General features: G+C 60.3%; 16 protein-coding genes. 11 read left to right on the forward strand and 5 right to left on the reverse strand.

All coding sequences use genetic code 11. From position 1 onward, the window contains the following. Window positions 1-70 precede the first annotated feature (70 nt). The 11 genes from nifH (at window position 71) to EH240_RS38545 (ending at window position 11,382) form a co-directional block, all read left to right on the forward strand. Window positions 71-964 carry a nitrogenase iron protein gene (nifH, locus tag EH240_RS27090; RefSeq protein ID WP_125004355.1) on the forward strand — a complete coding sequence of 298 codons (894 nt, stop codon included), beginning with the start codon at window positions 71-73 and terminating at the stop codon, window positions 962-964. 95 nt (window positions 965-1,059) lie between these two features. After that, entirely contained in the window at window positions 1,060-2,559 is a 1,500-nt protein-coding gene (nifD, locus tag EH240_RS27095; RefSeq protein ID WP_125004357.1) for a nitrogenase molybdenum-iron protein alpha chain, read from the forward strand. 122 nt (window positions 2,560-2,681) lie between these two features. Further along, complete coding sequence (nifK, locus tag EH240_RS27100; protein WP_125004359.1) at window positions 2,682-4,223, forward strand: nitrogenase molybdenum-iron protein subunit beta; 1,542 nt, start codon at window positions 2,682-2,684, stop codon at window positions 4,221-4,223. Between the two features lie 62 nt (window positions 4,224-4,285). Beyond that, window positions 4,286-5,776: a nitrogenase iron-molybdenum cofactor biosynthesis protein NifE gene (gene nifE, locus EH240_RS27105; protein ID WP_125004361.1), complete on the forward strand. Its 1,491-nt coding sequence runs from the start codon at window positions 4,286-4,288 to the stop codon at window positions 5,774-5,776. 9 nt (window positions 5,777-5,785) lie between these two features. Next, window positions 5,786-7,168 (forward strand): nitrogenase iron-molybdenum cofactor biosynthesis protein NifN, encoded by a 1,383-nt coding sequence (gene nifN / locus EH240_RS27110; RefSeq protein WP_125004363.1) that lies wholly within the window; start codon window positions 5,786-5,788, stop codon window positions 7,166-7,168. Beyond that, window positions 7,134-7,631 (forward strand): nitrogen fixation protein NifX, encoded by a 498-nt coding sequence (gene nifX, locus EH240_RS27115; RefSeq protein ID WP_125004365.1) that lies wholly within the window; start codon window positions 7,134-7,136, stop codon window positions 7,629-7,631. Before nifN ends, nifX begins: the two co-directional genes overlap by 35 nt. 18 nt (window positions 7,632-7,649) lie before the next feature. After that, entirely contained in the window at window positions 7,650-8,129 is a 480-nt protein-coding gene (locus EH240_RS27120; RefSeq protein ID WP_125004367.1) for a NifX-associated nitrogen fixation protein, read from the forward strand. 27 nt (window positions 8,130-8,156) lie between these two features. Then, the gene (locus EH240_RS27125; RefSeq protein WP_125004369.1) at window positions 8,157-8,936 is read left to right on the forward strand and encodes a response regulator transcription factor; all 780 of its coding nucleotides are present in this window, start codon (window positions 8,157-8,159) and stop codon (window positions 8,934-8,936) included. 100 nt (window positions 8,937-9,036) lie between these two features. Then, window positions 9,037-9,909, forward strand: a complete 873-nt coding sequence (locus tag EH240_RS27130; RefSeq protein ID WP_125004372.1) for a universal stress protein — start codon at window positions 9,037-9,039, stop codon at window positions 9,907-9,909. 554 nt (window positions 9,910-10,463) lie between these two features. After that, window positions 10,464-11,060, forward strand: coding sequence for an orotate phosphoribosyltransferase (gene pyrE / locus EH240_RS27135; RefSeq protein ID WP_125004374.1), 597 nt, complete (start codon window positions 10,464-10,466; stop codon window positions 11,058-11,060). A 127-nt stretch (window positions 11,061-11,187) separates the two neighbouring features. After that, entirely contained in the window at window positions 11,188-11,382 is a 195-nt protein-coding gene (locus EH240_RS38545) for a hypothetical protein (RefSeq protein ID WP_206075326.1), read from the forward strand. Window positions 11,383-11,807: 425 nt separating this feature from the next. Here the strand turns inward: EH240_RS38545 and EH240_RS27150 are convergent, their stop codons facing one another. The 5 genes from EH240_RS27150 to tnpC form a co-directional block, all read right to left on the reverse strand. Next, window positions 11,808-12,821 (reverse strand): 1-aminocyclopropane-1-carboxylate deaminase, encoded by a 1,014-nt coding sequence (locus EH240_RS27150; protein WP_125004376.1) that lies wholly within the window; start codon window positions 12,819-12,821, stop codon window positions 11,808-11,810. Window positions 12,822-13,277: 456 nt separating this feature from the next. Then, entirely contained in the window at window positions 13,278-13,418 is a 141-nt protein-coding gene (locus EH240_RS27155) for an exopolysaccharide production repressor protein (protein WP_245436405.1), read from the reverse strand. Between the two features lie 90 nt (window positions 13,419-13,508). Beyond that, entirely contained in the window at window positions 13,509-13,826 is a 318-nt protein-coding gene (gene fdxB / locus EH240_RS27160; protein ID WP_125004380.1) for a ferredoxin III, nif-specific, read from the reverse strand. Further along, on the reverse strand, window positions 13,823-14,026 hold the full coding sequence (locus EH240_RS27165) for a CCE_0567 family metalloprotein (protein WP_125004382.1): 204 nt from the start codon (window positions 14,024-14,026) through the stop codon (window positions 13,823-13,825). Before EH240_RS27165 ends, fdxB begins: the two co-directional genes overlap by 4 nt. A 515-nt stretch (window positions 14,027-14,541) precedes the next feature. After that, a complete protein-coding gene (gene tnpC, locus EH240_RS27170; protein ID WP_125004384.1) occupies window positions 14,542-16,233 on the reverse strand; it encodes an IS66 family transposase in 1,692 nt (563 codons plus the stop codon). Window positions 16,234-16,340: the final 107 nt, after the last annotated feature.

Below are 16,340 nucleotides of genomic sequence, written 5' to 3' on the forward strand. Positions count from 1 at the left end.
GGCGAGAGCTGCCGACCGGCATTCAAGTCGCGGATACCCGCGATGGATGGAACGAAGGAAGGAACGCTACATGTCAGGTCTGCGTCAGATCGCATTCTACGGCAAGGGGGGCATCGGCAAGTCCACCACCTCCCAAAATACGCTCGCCGCACTTGTCGACCTCGGGCAGAAGATTCTCATCGTCGGCTGCGATCCCAAAGCCGACTCCACCCGCCTGATCCTGAACTCGAAAGCGCAGGATACGGTCCTGCACCTCGCGGCACAGGAAGGTTCGGTCGAAGACCTCGAACTCCAGGACGTGCTCAAGGTCGGCTATAAGGGCATCAAGTGCGTGGAATCCGGCGGCCCCGAGCCTGGTGTCGGCTGCGCCGGCCGCGGCGTCATCACCTCGATCAACTTCCTCGAGGAGAACGGCGCCTATGACGATGTCGACTATGTATCCTACGACGTGCTCGGGGACGTGGTGTGCGGCGGCTTCGCGATGCCGATCCGCGAGGGCAAGGCCCAGGAAATCTACATCGTCATGTCGGGTGAGATGATGGCGCTCTATGCCGCCAACAACATTGCCAAGGGCATCCTGAAATATGCCCATTCCGGCGGCGTGCGGCTCGGCGGCCTGATTTGCAACGAGCGTCAAACCGACCGCGAGCTCGACCTCGCCGAAGCTCTGGCTTCCAGGCTCAATTCAAAGCTCATCCACTTCGTGCCGCGCGACAACATCGTCCAGCACGCCGAACTCAGGAAGATGTCGGTGATCCAGTATGCGCCGGACTCAAAGCAGGCGGGAGAATACCGCGCGCTGGCCGAGAAGATCCATGCCAATTCGGGCCAGGGCACCATCCCGACCCCGATCACCATGGAAGAACTTGAGGACATGCTGCTCGACTTCGGCATCATGAAGACCGACGAGCAGATGCTTGCCGAGCTTCAGGCCAAGGAATCGGCGAAGGCGGCCGCCCAGTAACGAGCGTTGCACACGAGGCGCCCCTTGACCTGGCGCGCCTTTCAAAGAACGGCGCCTCGTCGGTGAGGCGTCATCCGAACCTTGAAAGGGGTCCCATGAGCCTGGAATACGAAAATGACGGCGCTCTCCATGCAAAGCTTATCGAGGAGGTGCTGTCGCAATATCCCGACAAGTCGGCGAAGCGACGCAAAAAACACCTCAGCGTCGCAAAGAGCGGGGACGATGGTGAGGAAGGCGAAGTTCTTTCCGAATGCGACGTGAAGTCGAACATCAAGTCCGTTCCGGGCGTGATGACGATTCGCGGCTGCGCCTATGCCGGCTCAAAGGGCGTGGTGTGGGGTCCGGTCAAGGATATGGTCCATATCTCGCACGGCCCGGTCGGCTGCGGACAATATTCCTGGTCGCAGCGCCGCAACTACTACGTCGGCACGACGGGCATCGACACGTTCGGGACAATGCAGTTCACTTCCGATTTCCAGGAGAAGGACATTGTTTTCGGCGGCGACAAGAAGCTGGAACAGATCATCGACGAGATTGAGGAACTATTTCCGCTCAACAATGGCATCACCGTGCAATCCGAATGCCCGATCGGCCTGATTGGCGACGACACCGAAGCCGTGTCCCGTAACAAGGCCAAGGAACACAAAAAGACAGTCGTGCCGGTGCGCTGCGAGGGTTTCCGCGGGGTCTCGCAATCACTCGGACATCACATCGCCAACGACTCGATCCGTGACTGGGTCTTCGAGAAGAAGGACGTGGAGTTCGACACCGGACCGTACGATGTCAACGTGATCGGTGACTACAATATCGGCGGCGACGCCTGGGCCTCGCGCATCCTGCTCGAGGAGGTAGGGCTGCGCGTTGTCGGCAACTGGTCGGGCGACGCGACACTTGCCGAGATAGAGCGCGCGCCGAAGGCCAAGCTCAATCTCATCCATTGCTACAGGTCGATGAACTACATCTGTCGGCACATGGAGGAAAAATATGGCGTCGCCTGGATGGAGTACAATTTCTTCGGCCCCTCCCAGATCGAGACCTCTCTGCGCAAGATAGCCAAGCATTTTGGGCCCGAAATCGAGGAGAAGACAGAGAAGGTCATCGCCAAGTACAGACCGCTCGTGGACGCAGTCATTGCCAAGTACCGGCCGCGCCTCGAAGGAAATACGGTGATGCTCTATGTCGGTGGCCTGCGCCCACGTCACGTCATCACCGCCTACGAGGACCTCGGCATGGTGATCGTCGGCACCGGCTATGAGTTCGCGCACAACGACGACTATCAGCGCACGGGCCATTACGTGAAGAATGGCACCCTGATCTATGATGACGTGACCGGTTACGAGTTGGAGAAGTTCATCGAGGGGGTTCGCCCCAATCTCGTTGGCTCGGGCATCAAGGAAAAATACCCGGTGCAGAAGATGGGCATACCATTCCGTCAGATGCACTCCTGGGATTACTCAGGACCGTATCACGGCTATGACGGCTTTGCCATTTTCGCCCGCGACGTGGACCTTGCCATCAACAACCCAGTCTGGGGCCTGTACCAGGCCCCGTGGAAAACAAGCTCGAGCCGTGGGCGAGCGATAGCTGCCGAGTAAACACCTGATCTAACCCAGTCTCCACGACGAACGCCCGCGGTCGCGTGATCGCGGGAGACCTGAAACGTCTCGACGTCCCTGAGCTGCCGTATGGCGCAGCCAGATGAAAGAGGTAACCACCGATGCCGCAATCGGCTGAAAAAGTTCTCGACCACGCCCCTCTGTTCCGTGAGCCGGAATACAGGCAGATGCTTGCCGAGAAGAAGCTGAATTTCGAATGTCCGCACCCGGATCAGATCGTTACCGATCAACGCGAATTCACGCAGACGTGGGAATACCGCGAAAAAAACCTCGCCCGCGAAGCGCTTGTGGTGAACCCTGCCAAGGCCTGTCAGCCGCTGGGTGCCGTGTTCGCGGCTGCCGGCTTCGAGCGAACCATGTCCTTCGTCCATGGTAGCCAGGGCTGCGTGGCCTATTACCGCTCACACCTGTCGCGCCATTTCAAGGAGCCTGCGTCGGCGGTCTCCTCCTCGATGACTGAAGACGCGGCAGTATTTGGCGGCCTGAAGAACATGGTCGACGGGCTGGCCAACACCTACCAACTCTACGACCCGAAGATGATCGCCGTCTCGACGACCTGTATGGCTGAAGTCATTGGCGATGACCTGCATAGCTTCATCCAGAACGCCAAGGACGAAAACTCGGTCCCGGCTGAGTTCGACGTGCCCTTTGCCCACACGCCGGCCTTCGTCGGTAGCCATGTCGATGGTTACGACGGCATGGTCAAGGGCATTCTGGAGCACTTCTGGAAAGGCCAGGAGCGGACGGAAGCCGGGGGGACAATCAACGTCATTCCGGGTTTCGACGGCTTCTGCGTTGGCAACAACCGCGAACTCAAACGCCTGCTCGATCTGATGGGCGTATCCTACACCTTCATCCAGGACGCCTCAGACCAGTTCGACACCCCGTCGGACGGCGAATACCGCATGTATGATGGCGGCACCAAGATCGAAGACGTGAAGGAGGCACTCAACGCTGAGGCGACACTTTCGCTGCAGTATTACAACACCCGAAAAACTCTGGAATATTGCGAGCAAGTCGGGCAGGCGACGGCCTCGTTCCATTACCCGTTAGGCATTCAGGCGACCGACGAATTCCTGATGAAGGTCTCGGCGCTTTGCGGCAAGGAAATCCCGGAGGCAATCCGCCTAGAGCGCGGCCGAATGGTTGATGCCATGGCGGACAGCCAGTCCTGGCTGCACGGTAAGAAATACGCGATCTATGGGGATCCGGACTTCGTCTATGCGATGGCCCGCTTCGTCATGGAGACCGGCGGCGAGCCGACCCATTGCCTCGCCACCAACGGCAACTCGGCATGGGAAGCCGAGATGAAGCAACTGTTTGCATCTTCACCCTTCGGAAAGGATGCCCAGGTCTGGGCGGGCAAGGACCTGTGGGCGATGCGCTCGCTGCTCTTCACCGAGCCGGTGGACCTGCTGATCGGCAATTCCTATGGCAAATATCTGGAGCGCGACACCGGCACCCCGCTGATCCGGCTGATGTTTCCCATCTTCGACCGGCACCATCATCATCGCTTTGCGATCATGGGCTACCAAGGCGGGCTGCGCGTGCTGACGACGATCCTCGACAAGATCTTCGACAAGCTCGATCGCGAGACCGGTGAGACGGGCGTGACGGACTATTCTTATGACCTCACCCGCTAGCAGCGGCGGACGGCTTTTCGCCGACGCCATCCGTTCCCCAATGGACTTTGGAGACTGACGCAATGACCTCGCTCAGCGCCAAGATCCAGGATGTCTTCGACGAGCCCGCCTGCGATTACAACCGCGGCAAGGATGCCAAGGCGCGCAAGGAGGGCTGCGCAAGGCCGCTGACGCCGGGAGCGGCAGCCGGCGGCTGCGCCTTTGACGGCGCCAAGATCGTCTTGCAGCCGATCACCGACGTTGCGCACCTGGTCCATGCGCCGCTCGCCTGCGAGGGCAATTCCTGGGACAACCGCGGCGCGGCTTCGTCCGGTGCAATGCTATGGCGCACCAGCTTCACGACCGATCTCACTGAACTCGACGTGGTGATGGGCCAGGGCGAGCGGAAGCTCTTCAAGGCGATCCGCGAGATCAAGGAAACATACGCCCCGCCGGCGGTCTTCGTCTATTCAACCTGCGTGACGGCGCTGACTGGTGACGACATCGAGGCCGTGTGCAAACGCGCGGGGGAAAAATTCGGCCTGGCCGTGGTGCCGGTCAATGCGCCGGGCTTCATCGGCTCCAAGAACCTCGGCAACAAGCTCGCCGGCGAGGCATTGCTCGACCACGTCATCGGCACGGTGGAACCGGACGATGCCGGGCCCTACGACATCAACATCCTTGGCGAATTCAACCTCTCCGGCGAATTCTGGCTGGTGAAGCCGCTCCTTGATCGGCTCGGCATTCGGGTGCGCGCCTGCATTCCGGGTGACGCGCGATACATCGACGTGGCATCCGCCCACCGCGCCCGGGCGGCTATGATGGTGTGCTCGACCGCACTCATCAATCTGGCCCGCAAGATGCAGGAGCGCTGGGACATCCCGTTCTTCGAGGGTTCCTTCTACGGCATCTCCGACACCTCGGAAGCACTCCGCAACATTGCTGAGCTGCTGGTGAAGCAAGGCGCCGATCCGCAGATCCTCGACCGCACACAGACGCTGATTGCTGAGCAGGAGGCGATCGCGTGGAAGAAGCTCGATGCCTACCGGCGGCGACTTCAAGGCAAGCGCGTGCTGCTCAATACAGGCGGCGTCAAATCCTGGTCGGTCGTCCACGCGCTGATGGAGATCGGCATGGAGATCGTCGGCACCTCGGTCAAGAAATCGACCGTCGAAGACAGGGAGCGCATCAAACAGATCCTCAAGGACGACAACCACATGTTCGAGCAGATGGCGGCGCGCGAGCTTTACGCCATGCTCTTACACCACAAGGCCGATATCATGCTGTCGGGCGGGCGTACGCAATTCATCGCGCTCAAGGCCAAGACGCCCTGGCTCGATATCAACCAGGAGCGCCAACACCCTTACGCTGGCTATGACGGCATGGTGGAACTCGTACGCCAGATCGACCTCGCCATTCACAATCCGATCTGGTGCCAAGTGCGCGAGCCGGCCCCGTGGGATTGCAAGCCTGATCTGAAGGAGGAACTGCCGGACACGAAGAACGAGGCCGCGACCTTGCACGCGGTCCAGGAATTCGTCCCCACCACGGCCGACGATTTCGGCGAGCGTTGAGGAAAGCCGATGGCCCGCATCCTTCCCCAGAACAAAGCGGCCGCTGTCAATCCGCTGAAATCGTCACAGCCGCTGGGTGCCGCCTTGGCCTTTCTTGGGATCGACGGCGCAATGCCGCTGTTTCACGGCAGCCAGGGATGCACCAGCTTCGCGCTCGTGCTCTTCGTGCGGCATTTCAAGGAAACGATCCCCCTGCAGACCACCGCGATGGACGAAGTGACGACGATCCTCGGCGGAGCGGACAATCTGGAAGAGGCAATACTCAACCTCAAAACTCGCACACAGCCAAAGCTGATCGGGATCTGCACGACGGCGCTCGTGGAAACCCGTGGCGAAGATTCCGCAGGAGACATCGCCGCAATCAAGCTGAAGCGGGCGGAAGAAATCGCGGGTACGGAGATCGTGCTGGCCAACACGCCGGATTTCAGCGGCGCCGTCGAAGAGGGCTGGGCCAAGGCTGTCACCGCGATGATCGAAGGCATTACCAGGCCTGGCGAACGGGCGCGGCAGCCGAAGAAGGTCGCGATCCTGCCCGGATGCCACCTCACCGTGGCTGACATCGAGCATCTGAGTGAGATGGTTGAAAGCTTTGGGCTCGAGCCGGTTATTCTGCCGGACATATCCGGCTCGCTTGACGGCACGGTGCCTGATCGTTGGGTAACAACCACCTATGGCGGCACCAGCATCGAGGACATCCGCGAGCTTGGCACGGCCGGGCAATGCATCGTCATCGGCGAACACATGCGCGGCCCCGCGAAAGTGCTGCACCGGTTGACCCGCGTGCCTTATGTGCTGTTCCAGTCGCTGACCGGATTGAAGGACGCCGATCGATTCATCTCCATGCTGTCGGCGATTTCGGGAGAGTCTGTGCCCGCAGGTGTGCGCCGTCGCCGGGCGCAATTGCAGGATGCGTTGCTCGACGGACATTTCCATTTGGGAGGCAAGAAAATTGCGATCGCTGCTGAACCAGACCAACTCTATCAACTCGCAACCTTCTTCGTCGGCATGGGCTCCGAAATCGCGGCGGCGGTCTCCACGACCGATATGTCGAAGATTCTGGAAAAGGTACCGGCGGAGTCGGTTCAGATCGGCGATCTCGGCGATTTGGAAGCTCTTGCCGCCGGCGCTGATCTTCTGGTCACCCATTCCCATGGACGCCAGGCTTCGGAACGCCTCGGCCTTCCGCTCATGCGCGTCGGCTTTCCGATCTTCGACCGGCTCGGCAGCCAGCACAAGCTCACAATCCTCTATCAGGGGACCCGCGACCTGGTTTTCGAGGTTGCCAATATTTTTCAGGCCAACCGGCAGGCGCCGACGCCTGAGAAACTTAATCCACTCCGCAAGCGAGAAACGTCAGATGGGCCCCGTCCGTCGCCTCTCACTCGTCACTGACGAGGTTCATGGTCCGATGTCAAAACGACAACCAGGCACATTGCGCGTGGCCATTGCGACGCAGGACATGAAGGATCTCAACGCCCATTTCGGATCGGCCAGGCGCTTTGCCATCTACGATGTGACGCGCGAGGAGTTCAATCTCGTGGAGGCCGTGGCGTTCGACGACGTTTCCGACGAGAACGGGAAGCATCGGAGCGAGGGCGATGACCGCATCACGCCGAAAGTGGAGGCGCTGAAAGGCTGCCATCTCCTGTTTTGTCTGGCGATCGGCGGGCCTTCGGCAGCCAAGATTGTTTCGGCAAAAATCCATCCGATCAAGGTGCCCGAGCCCCAATCCATCCAAGAGGTGCTGTTGCGCACGCAAATAATGCTCAGGACGTGTCCTCCGCCCTGGCTGCGCAAGGTGCTGGCGCAGGCAGGCGTCACGGACAACAAACCGTCCTTCGAGGACGGAGACTGAAAATGAGGAGAAACCGAAATGTCAGATGCCGCGGTTAGCCCTGCTGTCCCGGAGGACGAGGCGGCCCTTGCCACCCCGTTCGTCAAATGCCTCGTGCGGCTGATCCGTGCTCAGGATTGCCACGGGTCATGGGAAGGCAAACGGGATGCCGAGTTGCTGGGAGACTTCATCATCACCAAGGAACAGCGCCGTGCGATCCCGATCATCGGCGATCCGGATCCGGACGTGCTGTGGAGGCTCGATAAGTTCTACGCCGCCGTCGGGCTCGCGATCGAGGAGCGCTGCGGCCTGATGGCATCGCCGATGATGGAGATGAGCCACGAGGGCTTCGGGCGCGTGCTCTTCACGGCCGGCCGGCTGGTCGTCCTGTCGAAGACCTTGCGCGACGTCCATCGGTTCGGCTTCGAGACGTTCTGGAAACTCGCCGCGGCCGGCACCAAACTGGTCGGCGATGCGATCGCAGCCATCGACGCCTATCCCGAGGTGGCGCGGGCTTGATGAAACGGATTTTCGAGCAAAGGGGTCATGTCAGGTCTTGAGCAGCCGCGATGGCCAACCCACGCAGCCGACGCGGCGCAGGCCGATGCGGTTCTTGGGGCAGTGAAGCCACTTGTCCTGATCTGTTCGCAAGATGCCGAATTCTATCTGTTCCTCAGCCACATCCTTGAGGTGGACGGGTTCGCCAGTGAGCCGGCAGGCGGCGCGAAGGAAGCGCTTGCCCTGGCCGACGAACGGGAATTCCAGGCCGTGGTGCTGGACTGCGGGCCAGCGAGCATAACCGGGTCCGCAATCTGCGCCCGGCTCAAGCGGGAGTCCCGGACCGGCGGCCTGCCCATTATTGCCCTGATCGCGCCCGGCGCCGAGAACCAGCACCTCGATCTGCTGAAGGCAGGCATTGACGAGAGCTTTGTGCGGCCGATCGCCCCGACCAAGCTGCTCGACTGTCTACGGACGAAGCTGGCGATGCCGAAGCCGGGTTCAAACGGGAATGAGAACGGCAGCTGGCTTACGTGTGGCAGCCTTGAGATGAAGCTCGATGCCCACCGGGTTTGCGGCAATGGCCATGACATCCATCTCGGACCGATCGAGTTCAACGTGCTGCGGCATTTGATCGAGGCTCCCGGCAAGGTCTTCAGCCGGGACGAGCTGATCGGCGCGGCCTGGCCGGCCAACATCCATGTCGGTCCTCGCACCGTCGATGTCCATATGAGCCGGATCAGAAAGGCCCTGAAGGCGGCCTCGCCCTCCATCGTCATTCGCACCATCAGGTCCGCCGGCTATTCGCTCGAGAGGCCGGACGGCTGAATTGGGACCGGGTGTGGTGCGGCTCCGATCTCCATCGCGATGAGACGGGTCTTGCGGCTTTGAAACGCGCCTAAACGAATACTCAGGAAGAAGCAGGCCGATGGGTTTTAAAAGCATTCTCTGTGCGACGGGGGCTGACCATTCCGATCAGGACGCCAGGACAGCTGCCGGCTTGTGTGCAGAAGTCGGCGCGCAGCTTTCCGTCTTGATTATCTCGCCTTCGCCGCTTCTTATGCCGCCTCCGACGCTCGGCGATAGCATCCCCGAGTGGCCCACCGTCGCCGGACTGAAAAGGCGGTTCAGGCAGATCGACAGATTTTCGCAAGATATGGCCAAGCTGGAAAGACGGCATACCGAATTCCAGAACCTGCTGGGAGCGATGTCGCTTCGCCATGACGTCGATACCGACTATTGCGATCCCGCCAGCGTCGATGACGTGGTGCGACAGCGGGCGCTCTGCACCGACCTCACGATCGTCGGCCCGACCCTCCTTGACGATGAGAATCTCGGACCTCCTGTACTCAACGGCTGCTTGTTCGATACGGGAAAGCCGGTGCTTGTTGTGCCGAAGGGCGCCGAGGCGAGCCTGTCGCCACGGCGCGTGCTGGTCGGCTGGGATTCGCGAGCCGAGGCGTCGCGTGCGGTTCGCGAAGCGCTGGATCTCCTGTCCGGTGCTGAGGAAGTTTGTGTCGCCCTGGTCGATCCGAAGGCGAACTATAACGGTAATGGCTCGGAGCCCGGAGCCGACATTGCCACCTATCTCACTCGGCACGGCGCTCGGGTGTCGGTTGATCTATTGCCGAGCGCCGGCAAACCGGCGGCCACGGTGCTTGCGCAGCACGCAATCGACACGTCTGCCGAGATGATAGTCATGGGCGCTTATGGCAGCCGTCGGCTGCGTGAGCGGATCTTCGGCGGCGCCACGAGATGGATCTGTGAGAAGCCGCCATTGCCGCTGTTTTTGGCCCGCTGATGGGATCCGGACCCCATCTCGGACCGGTTTTTGCGCTTGATGCCGCAGTCCGCTTAAAGATGCCGGTAAGGTTTCGGCGGCCGAGAGGATTGACGCGTTCTGACCGGCAATAGCCAAATCCCCGCAGCTACCGAGGCCTGCAGGCCGAGACCACAACGAGGAAGAGGTTTCGGAGCACGCCAAACACGGACGCTGCTGCGCCAGTGCTCCTCTCCGCCAATTGTCTGGGCCCATGCGCTTCAATCAATGTCGATGCGGCCATAGCGCTCCGGTCGCCAGACATTCGTCTAACAGCGCTGACCCTGTTGACGCCGGGCGCGCGTTCATCTTGCTCCTCCGCTGATTGGAGTTGGTACAGCTCCGGGCCGTTGGTGGGTCGAGCATAGCGCCCGATCGGAGCCGTTTGCCCCGACAGGGGAAAAAATCTGCGCGAAACGGTCGCACATGTATTGACTTTAATTGACACACCCCGCGAACACTTGCATAAGCCGCATAGCGGTAGCGGCTGAGGGGCATGCTGCAACCAATTTTTCCTTAGGCGCGAGGTCCAATCTATGGCGGCACTGGCAAAATTCAGACCAGTTGATTCCGGCCAACACGACAAGGACGAACTCCGCGAGATTGTCCGTGAGCGCTCTTTTCGATTCGGACGCTACACGCTCTCGTCGGGCAAAGAGAGCGACATCTATTTCAATATGAAGCCTACCATGATGGTGGCGCGAGGCGCGCAACTTGCCGCGCTTGAGTTCCTAAAGATCGTTGCGCAAACGAAAGCAGAGTACGTCGGCGGCCTTGAAATGGGCGCGGTCCCCGTAATCGGATCAATGGCAGCTGTCAGCTCGGTCATGAACAAACCTATAAACACCATCTTCGTTCGCAAGGCTCCAAAGGCCCACGGCACAAGGGACGTGATTGAAGGCCTCGGCCCTAAAGAAGATTTGAAGGGAAAAGTCGTCCTGATCGTTGACGATGTTGCCACAAGCGGCAAGTCGATATTGAAGGCGATTGAAGAGGTTCGCCACGTCGGGGGCATTGTACGTGACGCTGCTTGCCTGGTGGACCGCGACGAGGGAGCTACGGCGCTGCTGGCCCAATATGGCGTAACGCTGCATTCCGTGCTGCATGCGAGCGAATTTGTGGAACGCCACTGACAATCTCATACAACTTCTTTCCGGTGACCTAGCCTTAGAGGATATTCCGCCGATTTGCTGCGAGTGCAAGCGCCTCGCGACTGAGAGCGATTGCCCTTGCCCATCCTCCCTGTTGCTGGTGCAACACATGCTCGCTGCCGTTCACCAGCGGCTTGATGCGATTGGCTATCTATCTGAGCAAGGCGCCATAAGGCTGAAGGCTTTTACCGATTATCTGGCGGCAGTCGTTCGCATAGCTTCGGAGACCGGCGACGCGGCACCCTGGATTGATCTAGCCAGCCTGTTTAGCGGTCTTTTCGCTCCCGATGAGGTTGCCCATTAGCCCATCAGGGCCTATCGCGCTTTGGCGAACGAGGGGTCTCCACGGCTATGCGTCATGGTTCGCCGGCGGCATGCCGGCGCCATGGTGCGAGTGTAAAAGCCCCGAGCAGCCGGATCTCGGACGCGACGCCGCCGACTGGGGATGCGGCGTTGGCGCACGGGACCCTCGTGCCGCGTTCCAAGCAAGGATGAGCTGTGTTGCCCATTTCGCAGTATCATGCTCGCGACCCTTCGCTGGCGTGTCATGTAAGTGCGCCCGAGCGAGTTGCCATTGAGATAGCCCCGATCAAGACATTTTGAATGAAGCCGGTAGCCTTCGCAATTGGGGGCAGTTAACAGCTGGTCCCGGTTTGCCGGCGTGCCCCCCCGCGAACTTTGAGCGCATCGCGGGCACGGCAGGACGCCGAAATCGCGATCTGTCCAGCATCAGCCATAGCGAAAGGTGTAGCCATAACCGTTGATGGCCGGCGCGCCGCCGAGATGCGCGTAGAGTATCCTCGAGCCCCCTGGAAAAAAGCCTTTTTGGACGAGGTCGATCATTCCTTGCATCGATTTGCCCTCATAGACGGGATCCGTAATCATGCCCTCGAGCCGAGCGCACAGGCGTATCGCCTCCTTGGTTTCTTCGGATGGAATGCCATAACGCGGATACGCATAGTCTTCGAGCAACACCACGTCGTCCTCGACGAGGTCCGTTCCGAGCTCAATGAGCATCGCTGTATGTTGGGCAATGCCAAGCACCTGCGCCTTTGTCTTGGCGGGAGTGGCGGAGGCATCGATACCAATCACGTTGCGCCGTCGACTGTCCTCGGCGAACCCGACGATCATTCTGGCATGTGTTGAACCGGTGACAGTGCAAACGACGATGTAGTCGAAGGCAAACCCAAGCTGTTCCTCCTGGGCGCGCACCTCCTCGGCGAACCCAACATAGCCGAGGCCGCCATTCGGGTGAACAGATGCGCCAGCTGGTATCGCATAGGGTCTGCCGCCTCTCGCCTTGACGTCATAGAGCGCTTTTTCCCAACTGTGCCGGATGCCGATGTCAAAGCCCTCGTCGACCAGGCGCACCTCTGCGCCCAAGATGCGGCTCAAGAGAATATTGCCGACCCGGTCGTAGACGACATCGTCATGTGGAACCCAGCTCTCCTGAACCAGAAGACATTTCATTCCGATCTTAGCGGCTACCGCGGCAACCATGCGCGTGTGGTTGGACTGCACGCCACCGATGGTGACAAGGGTATCGGCATCCGACGCGATCGCATCGGGGATGATGTATTCGAGCTTGCGCAGCTTGTTTCCGCCGAATGCGAGACCGGAATTGCAGTCCTCGCGTTTGGCGTAAATCTCCACCTTGCCGCCCAGGTGCTTGCCGAGCCGGTTGAGCTTCTCGATCGGCGTGGGTCCAAAGGTGAGCGGATAGCGTTCGAACTTTTTCAGCATGCTTTCTCCAGCAAATTGAGCTGAACCTGCTCCGGCCTCGGTCGTGGGCGTTTTTGGTTGAAGCCAGCTGCTTTCTGAGACGGTGCAGAAGAGCCTCATCAGTATTGTCAGCTTCTCGCTCGCCATCGAGACGCAGCACCCCGCATGCCGGCGTGCTGCGACGGCTCCTATGTGCATACCTAGTCAACCCAAACAGTTGCATCTCTCGCCGTTGGCGGCCCAGGATGCGGTCATCTCTGTGCACTTCAGCGCACCTGTTCTGAATGGTCAGCTCGCCTCGCTAGTTGATCCAAAGTGGCGTGGATCTGAGTTCTGATCTCGTCACTGCGCCTCAACGAAGCAGCGATATGCCGCCCGAGTGAACGAACTGAGGCACATCTGAAGAATCCATCCAGCACCTCATCATATCCGTTGGCTGGTATCCAACTTCCGTGCCCAAGCGAAATGCTCAGCCCTTCAATCTGCTATACAAGCGCAGCCGGACCGCCAGATCAGAACGAGCACGCTGCCGAAATAGACCATCTGAAGCAGCAGCGAGCAGGCCAGCGTCGTGACGATTGTCAGAGGGATGGAATGCGAAGCGAAATAGACAATCACAGCGTTGCCGCACAGGACCAACCCCAGGAGCCGACAAAAGATTATGAAGTGCAACGCCGTTCTCCTGGTTGTCTTGTCAAATCATGCTGGTCATGCTGCGATCTGGTCGGCCGCGACATGGGTCTGGCAGCTCTTTGGGCAGACGCGACCGCAGGCTCCGCAACCGATGCACCGGCCGGCATGGTCGACAACCATGATCATGCGATTGAGCTCGCCGTCGAAGTCGTCATCCTGCCCGTCGCAGATGCCGAGGATTTCACCCGCGTCATCGACGCCGTGAAGGTGCATGACATCGCGTGAGCAGACCTTGAAACAGCGGCCGCAGCCGATACAGGTCTTGCCATCGATAGCGGTCAGATATTCCGGCACCCATATAGAGCCGTCGCGGGTGATGAATGTGCTCCTCATCGTGAATTCTTCATTGCAGCGAGCTCTCTCTTGGCACCATCCAACTCGGCATAAACGGCATGCGTTTTCTCGGCGACTTCCTCTATCTCAGTCCAGTTGACCGGGAGATCCTCGGCAAGGTCGCGCAAGTTCGTCTTGGCAATTGCCGCGCGCAGCTGAAGCTTTCGGACTTTCTTTCCCATCTCGTCTAGGTTTGACATGAACCCCTTCCTTGACAACCGGCTTCATTTACGCTCGTGACGTCCGGTGGCCTCGGCGGTGGCGGTCGTATCGCCGATCTTAATGAGCGGCGAGATAAAGCGGTCCATACGAGCGTCATACGCTTTCGTTTCACAGCATCGAAGGTACCAGTTGTAATTGTTTCATTGTGTTAAATTTCATGGATAATCTTTTAAATGACAATCGTGTTCTAAGCGGCGTAGATATGCTTTGTCGGCTTAGAATAATTGGTGCCTTTTGCTGTAGCGAAAGTGATACCGTCACAACATCCCTTATTCACGGTCGGTCTCGCCGCCGACCGAGTCGTGCGCGAGCACTGTGACAAATTGATTCTCACCATCTTGCCTCTCTCTCGCTGGGTGCTCGCGGCCTATCTCCAGGCTCTGGGTTAGTTGTGCCGCAAATTGGGCAATTGCAGGGTACGCATACGACGAAGGCCGCATGATTGGCACACGCGCGTGGGCGCGGCGGGCTCTATGATGGCGTTGCGTGAAGGTCAGGCGGCCTGCTGATCGGCGGGCTTGTCGGCTTCGCGCAGGCGCTTCCATTCCCAGGGCAGTAGTTCGTGCAGACGTGAGGCGGGAAGATCGGCAATGCGGGCCAGGGCGTCGGCAAGCCAGGCTTTCGGGTCGACGTCGTTGAGGCGTGCCGTGGTGATGAGGGTAAGCATGACGGCGGCGCGGTCGGCGCCGCGCTGGGAACCGGCAAAGGTCCAGTTGCGCCTTCCCAGAGCAATGCCGCGCAACGCTCTTTCGGCCGCGTTGTTGCTGAGGCAGATCCTGCCGTCGTCGATGAAGCGGGCGAAGTCGGCCCAGCGCCTGAGCATGTAGTTGATCGGCTTCAGGACCTCGGAAGAGCGCGAGAGGGTATCGCGCTCGCGGAGCAACCAGGCGTGCGTGTCGTCGAGAAGTGGTTTGCTCTCCTCCTGGCGCACGGCATACCGCTCGTCAGCGCTGCGGCCGTTGATGGCGCGCTCGATCTCGAACAGCGCGTCGAGGCGCCTGACCGCCTCGAGCGCGATCGGGGAGACCGGTTTGCCATTCCTCTTGCCCTCGCGGGCATTCTTCTCGATGTCGGCCAGTTCGAAGAAGCCCCGCCGCGCATGGGCGAAGCAAAATGCCGGCGTGATCGGCAGCACCTTCTTGTGCGGGTCGAACAGCGGTTCGAAGCCATTGTAGCAGTCGGCCTGCAAGATGCCGGCGAAGGCGGCCAGATGCTTCTGTGGGTGCTCGCCACGTCGGTCGCTCGAGGCATAGTAGACTGCCGCCGGTGGTGCAGGTCCACTGAAGGGCCGATCGTCCCGCACGTAAGTCCAGATGCGCCCGGTCGTGCACTTGCTCTTCGCCAGGATGCGGATGGTGGTGTCGTCCCCATGAAGGCGCTCGGCCGCGAGCACATGGCGCTCGATCAGTTGGAAGAGCGGCATGACGGCGGAGGTTCCGTGGCCGACCTGATCGGCCAGCGTCGACAGCGGCAGGTCGATCCCCTCGGCCTTGAAGCGCGTGCTCTGACGGTTGAGCGGAGTGTGCATGCCGAACTTGTCGAACAGGATCGTCGCCAGCAGTTGCGGACCGATGAAGCCGCGTGGCGTGGCGTGGAACGGCGCCGGCGGCTGGCTGATCTTCTCGCAATCGCGGCAAGTGAACTTTTCGCGCACCGTCTCAATCACCTTGAACCGGCGCGGGATCTCCTCCAGCGTCTCGGTCACGTCCTCGCCCAGCTTCGACAGCCGCGATCCGCCGCAGCAGGCGCAGGTGGTGGGAGGCTCGATGACGACGCGCTCGCGCTCGATGTCGGCCGGCCAGGGCTTGCGTACCGGCCGCTTGCGCGTGAAGGAACGTACGGTCTGGGTCTTCGCGGCCTGTGCGACGAGCTCGTCCTCGGTCGCCGACGTCACGAGGTCTTCGAGTTGCAATTCCAACTGCTCGATCAGCCGCGCCGTGCGCTCGGAGCGCTGCCCGTACAGTTCGCGTTTCAGCTTCTCGATGCGCAGCTCGAGATGCGCAATCCGCGCCTCGGTGTCGGACAGCATGGCTTGCGCATTGGCCGCTTCGGCCTGCCAGTTGGAGGCCTCCGTCTGCGCCACGTCGCGCTCGGCTTCGACCCGCAACCGTGCTTCGCGTTCAACCCGCAGCGCCGCCAGGGCACTCGCGAGGTCCGAAGGAAGATCATCCGGCTTCAACGTCATGAGGCCAGTGAATCAGATTTTGCCTGCAATTTCAAAATGTAAATGCTAGCCGACCCGCGTCGGACGCCAGGTTTCCTGAGGGTTGCGCCAATCGATCCCGGACAGGA

The sequence above is a fragment of the Mesorhizobium tamadayense genome, assembly GCF_003863365.1.
Classification (GTDB): Bacteria; Pseudomonadota; Alphaproteobacteria; order Rhizobiales; family Rhizobiaceae; genus Mesorhizobium; species Mesorhizobium tamadayense.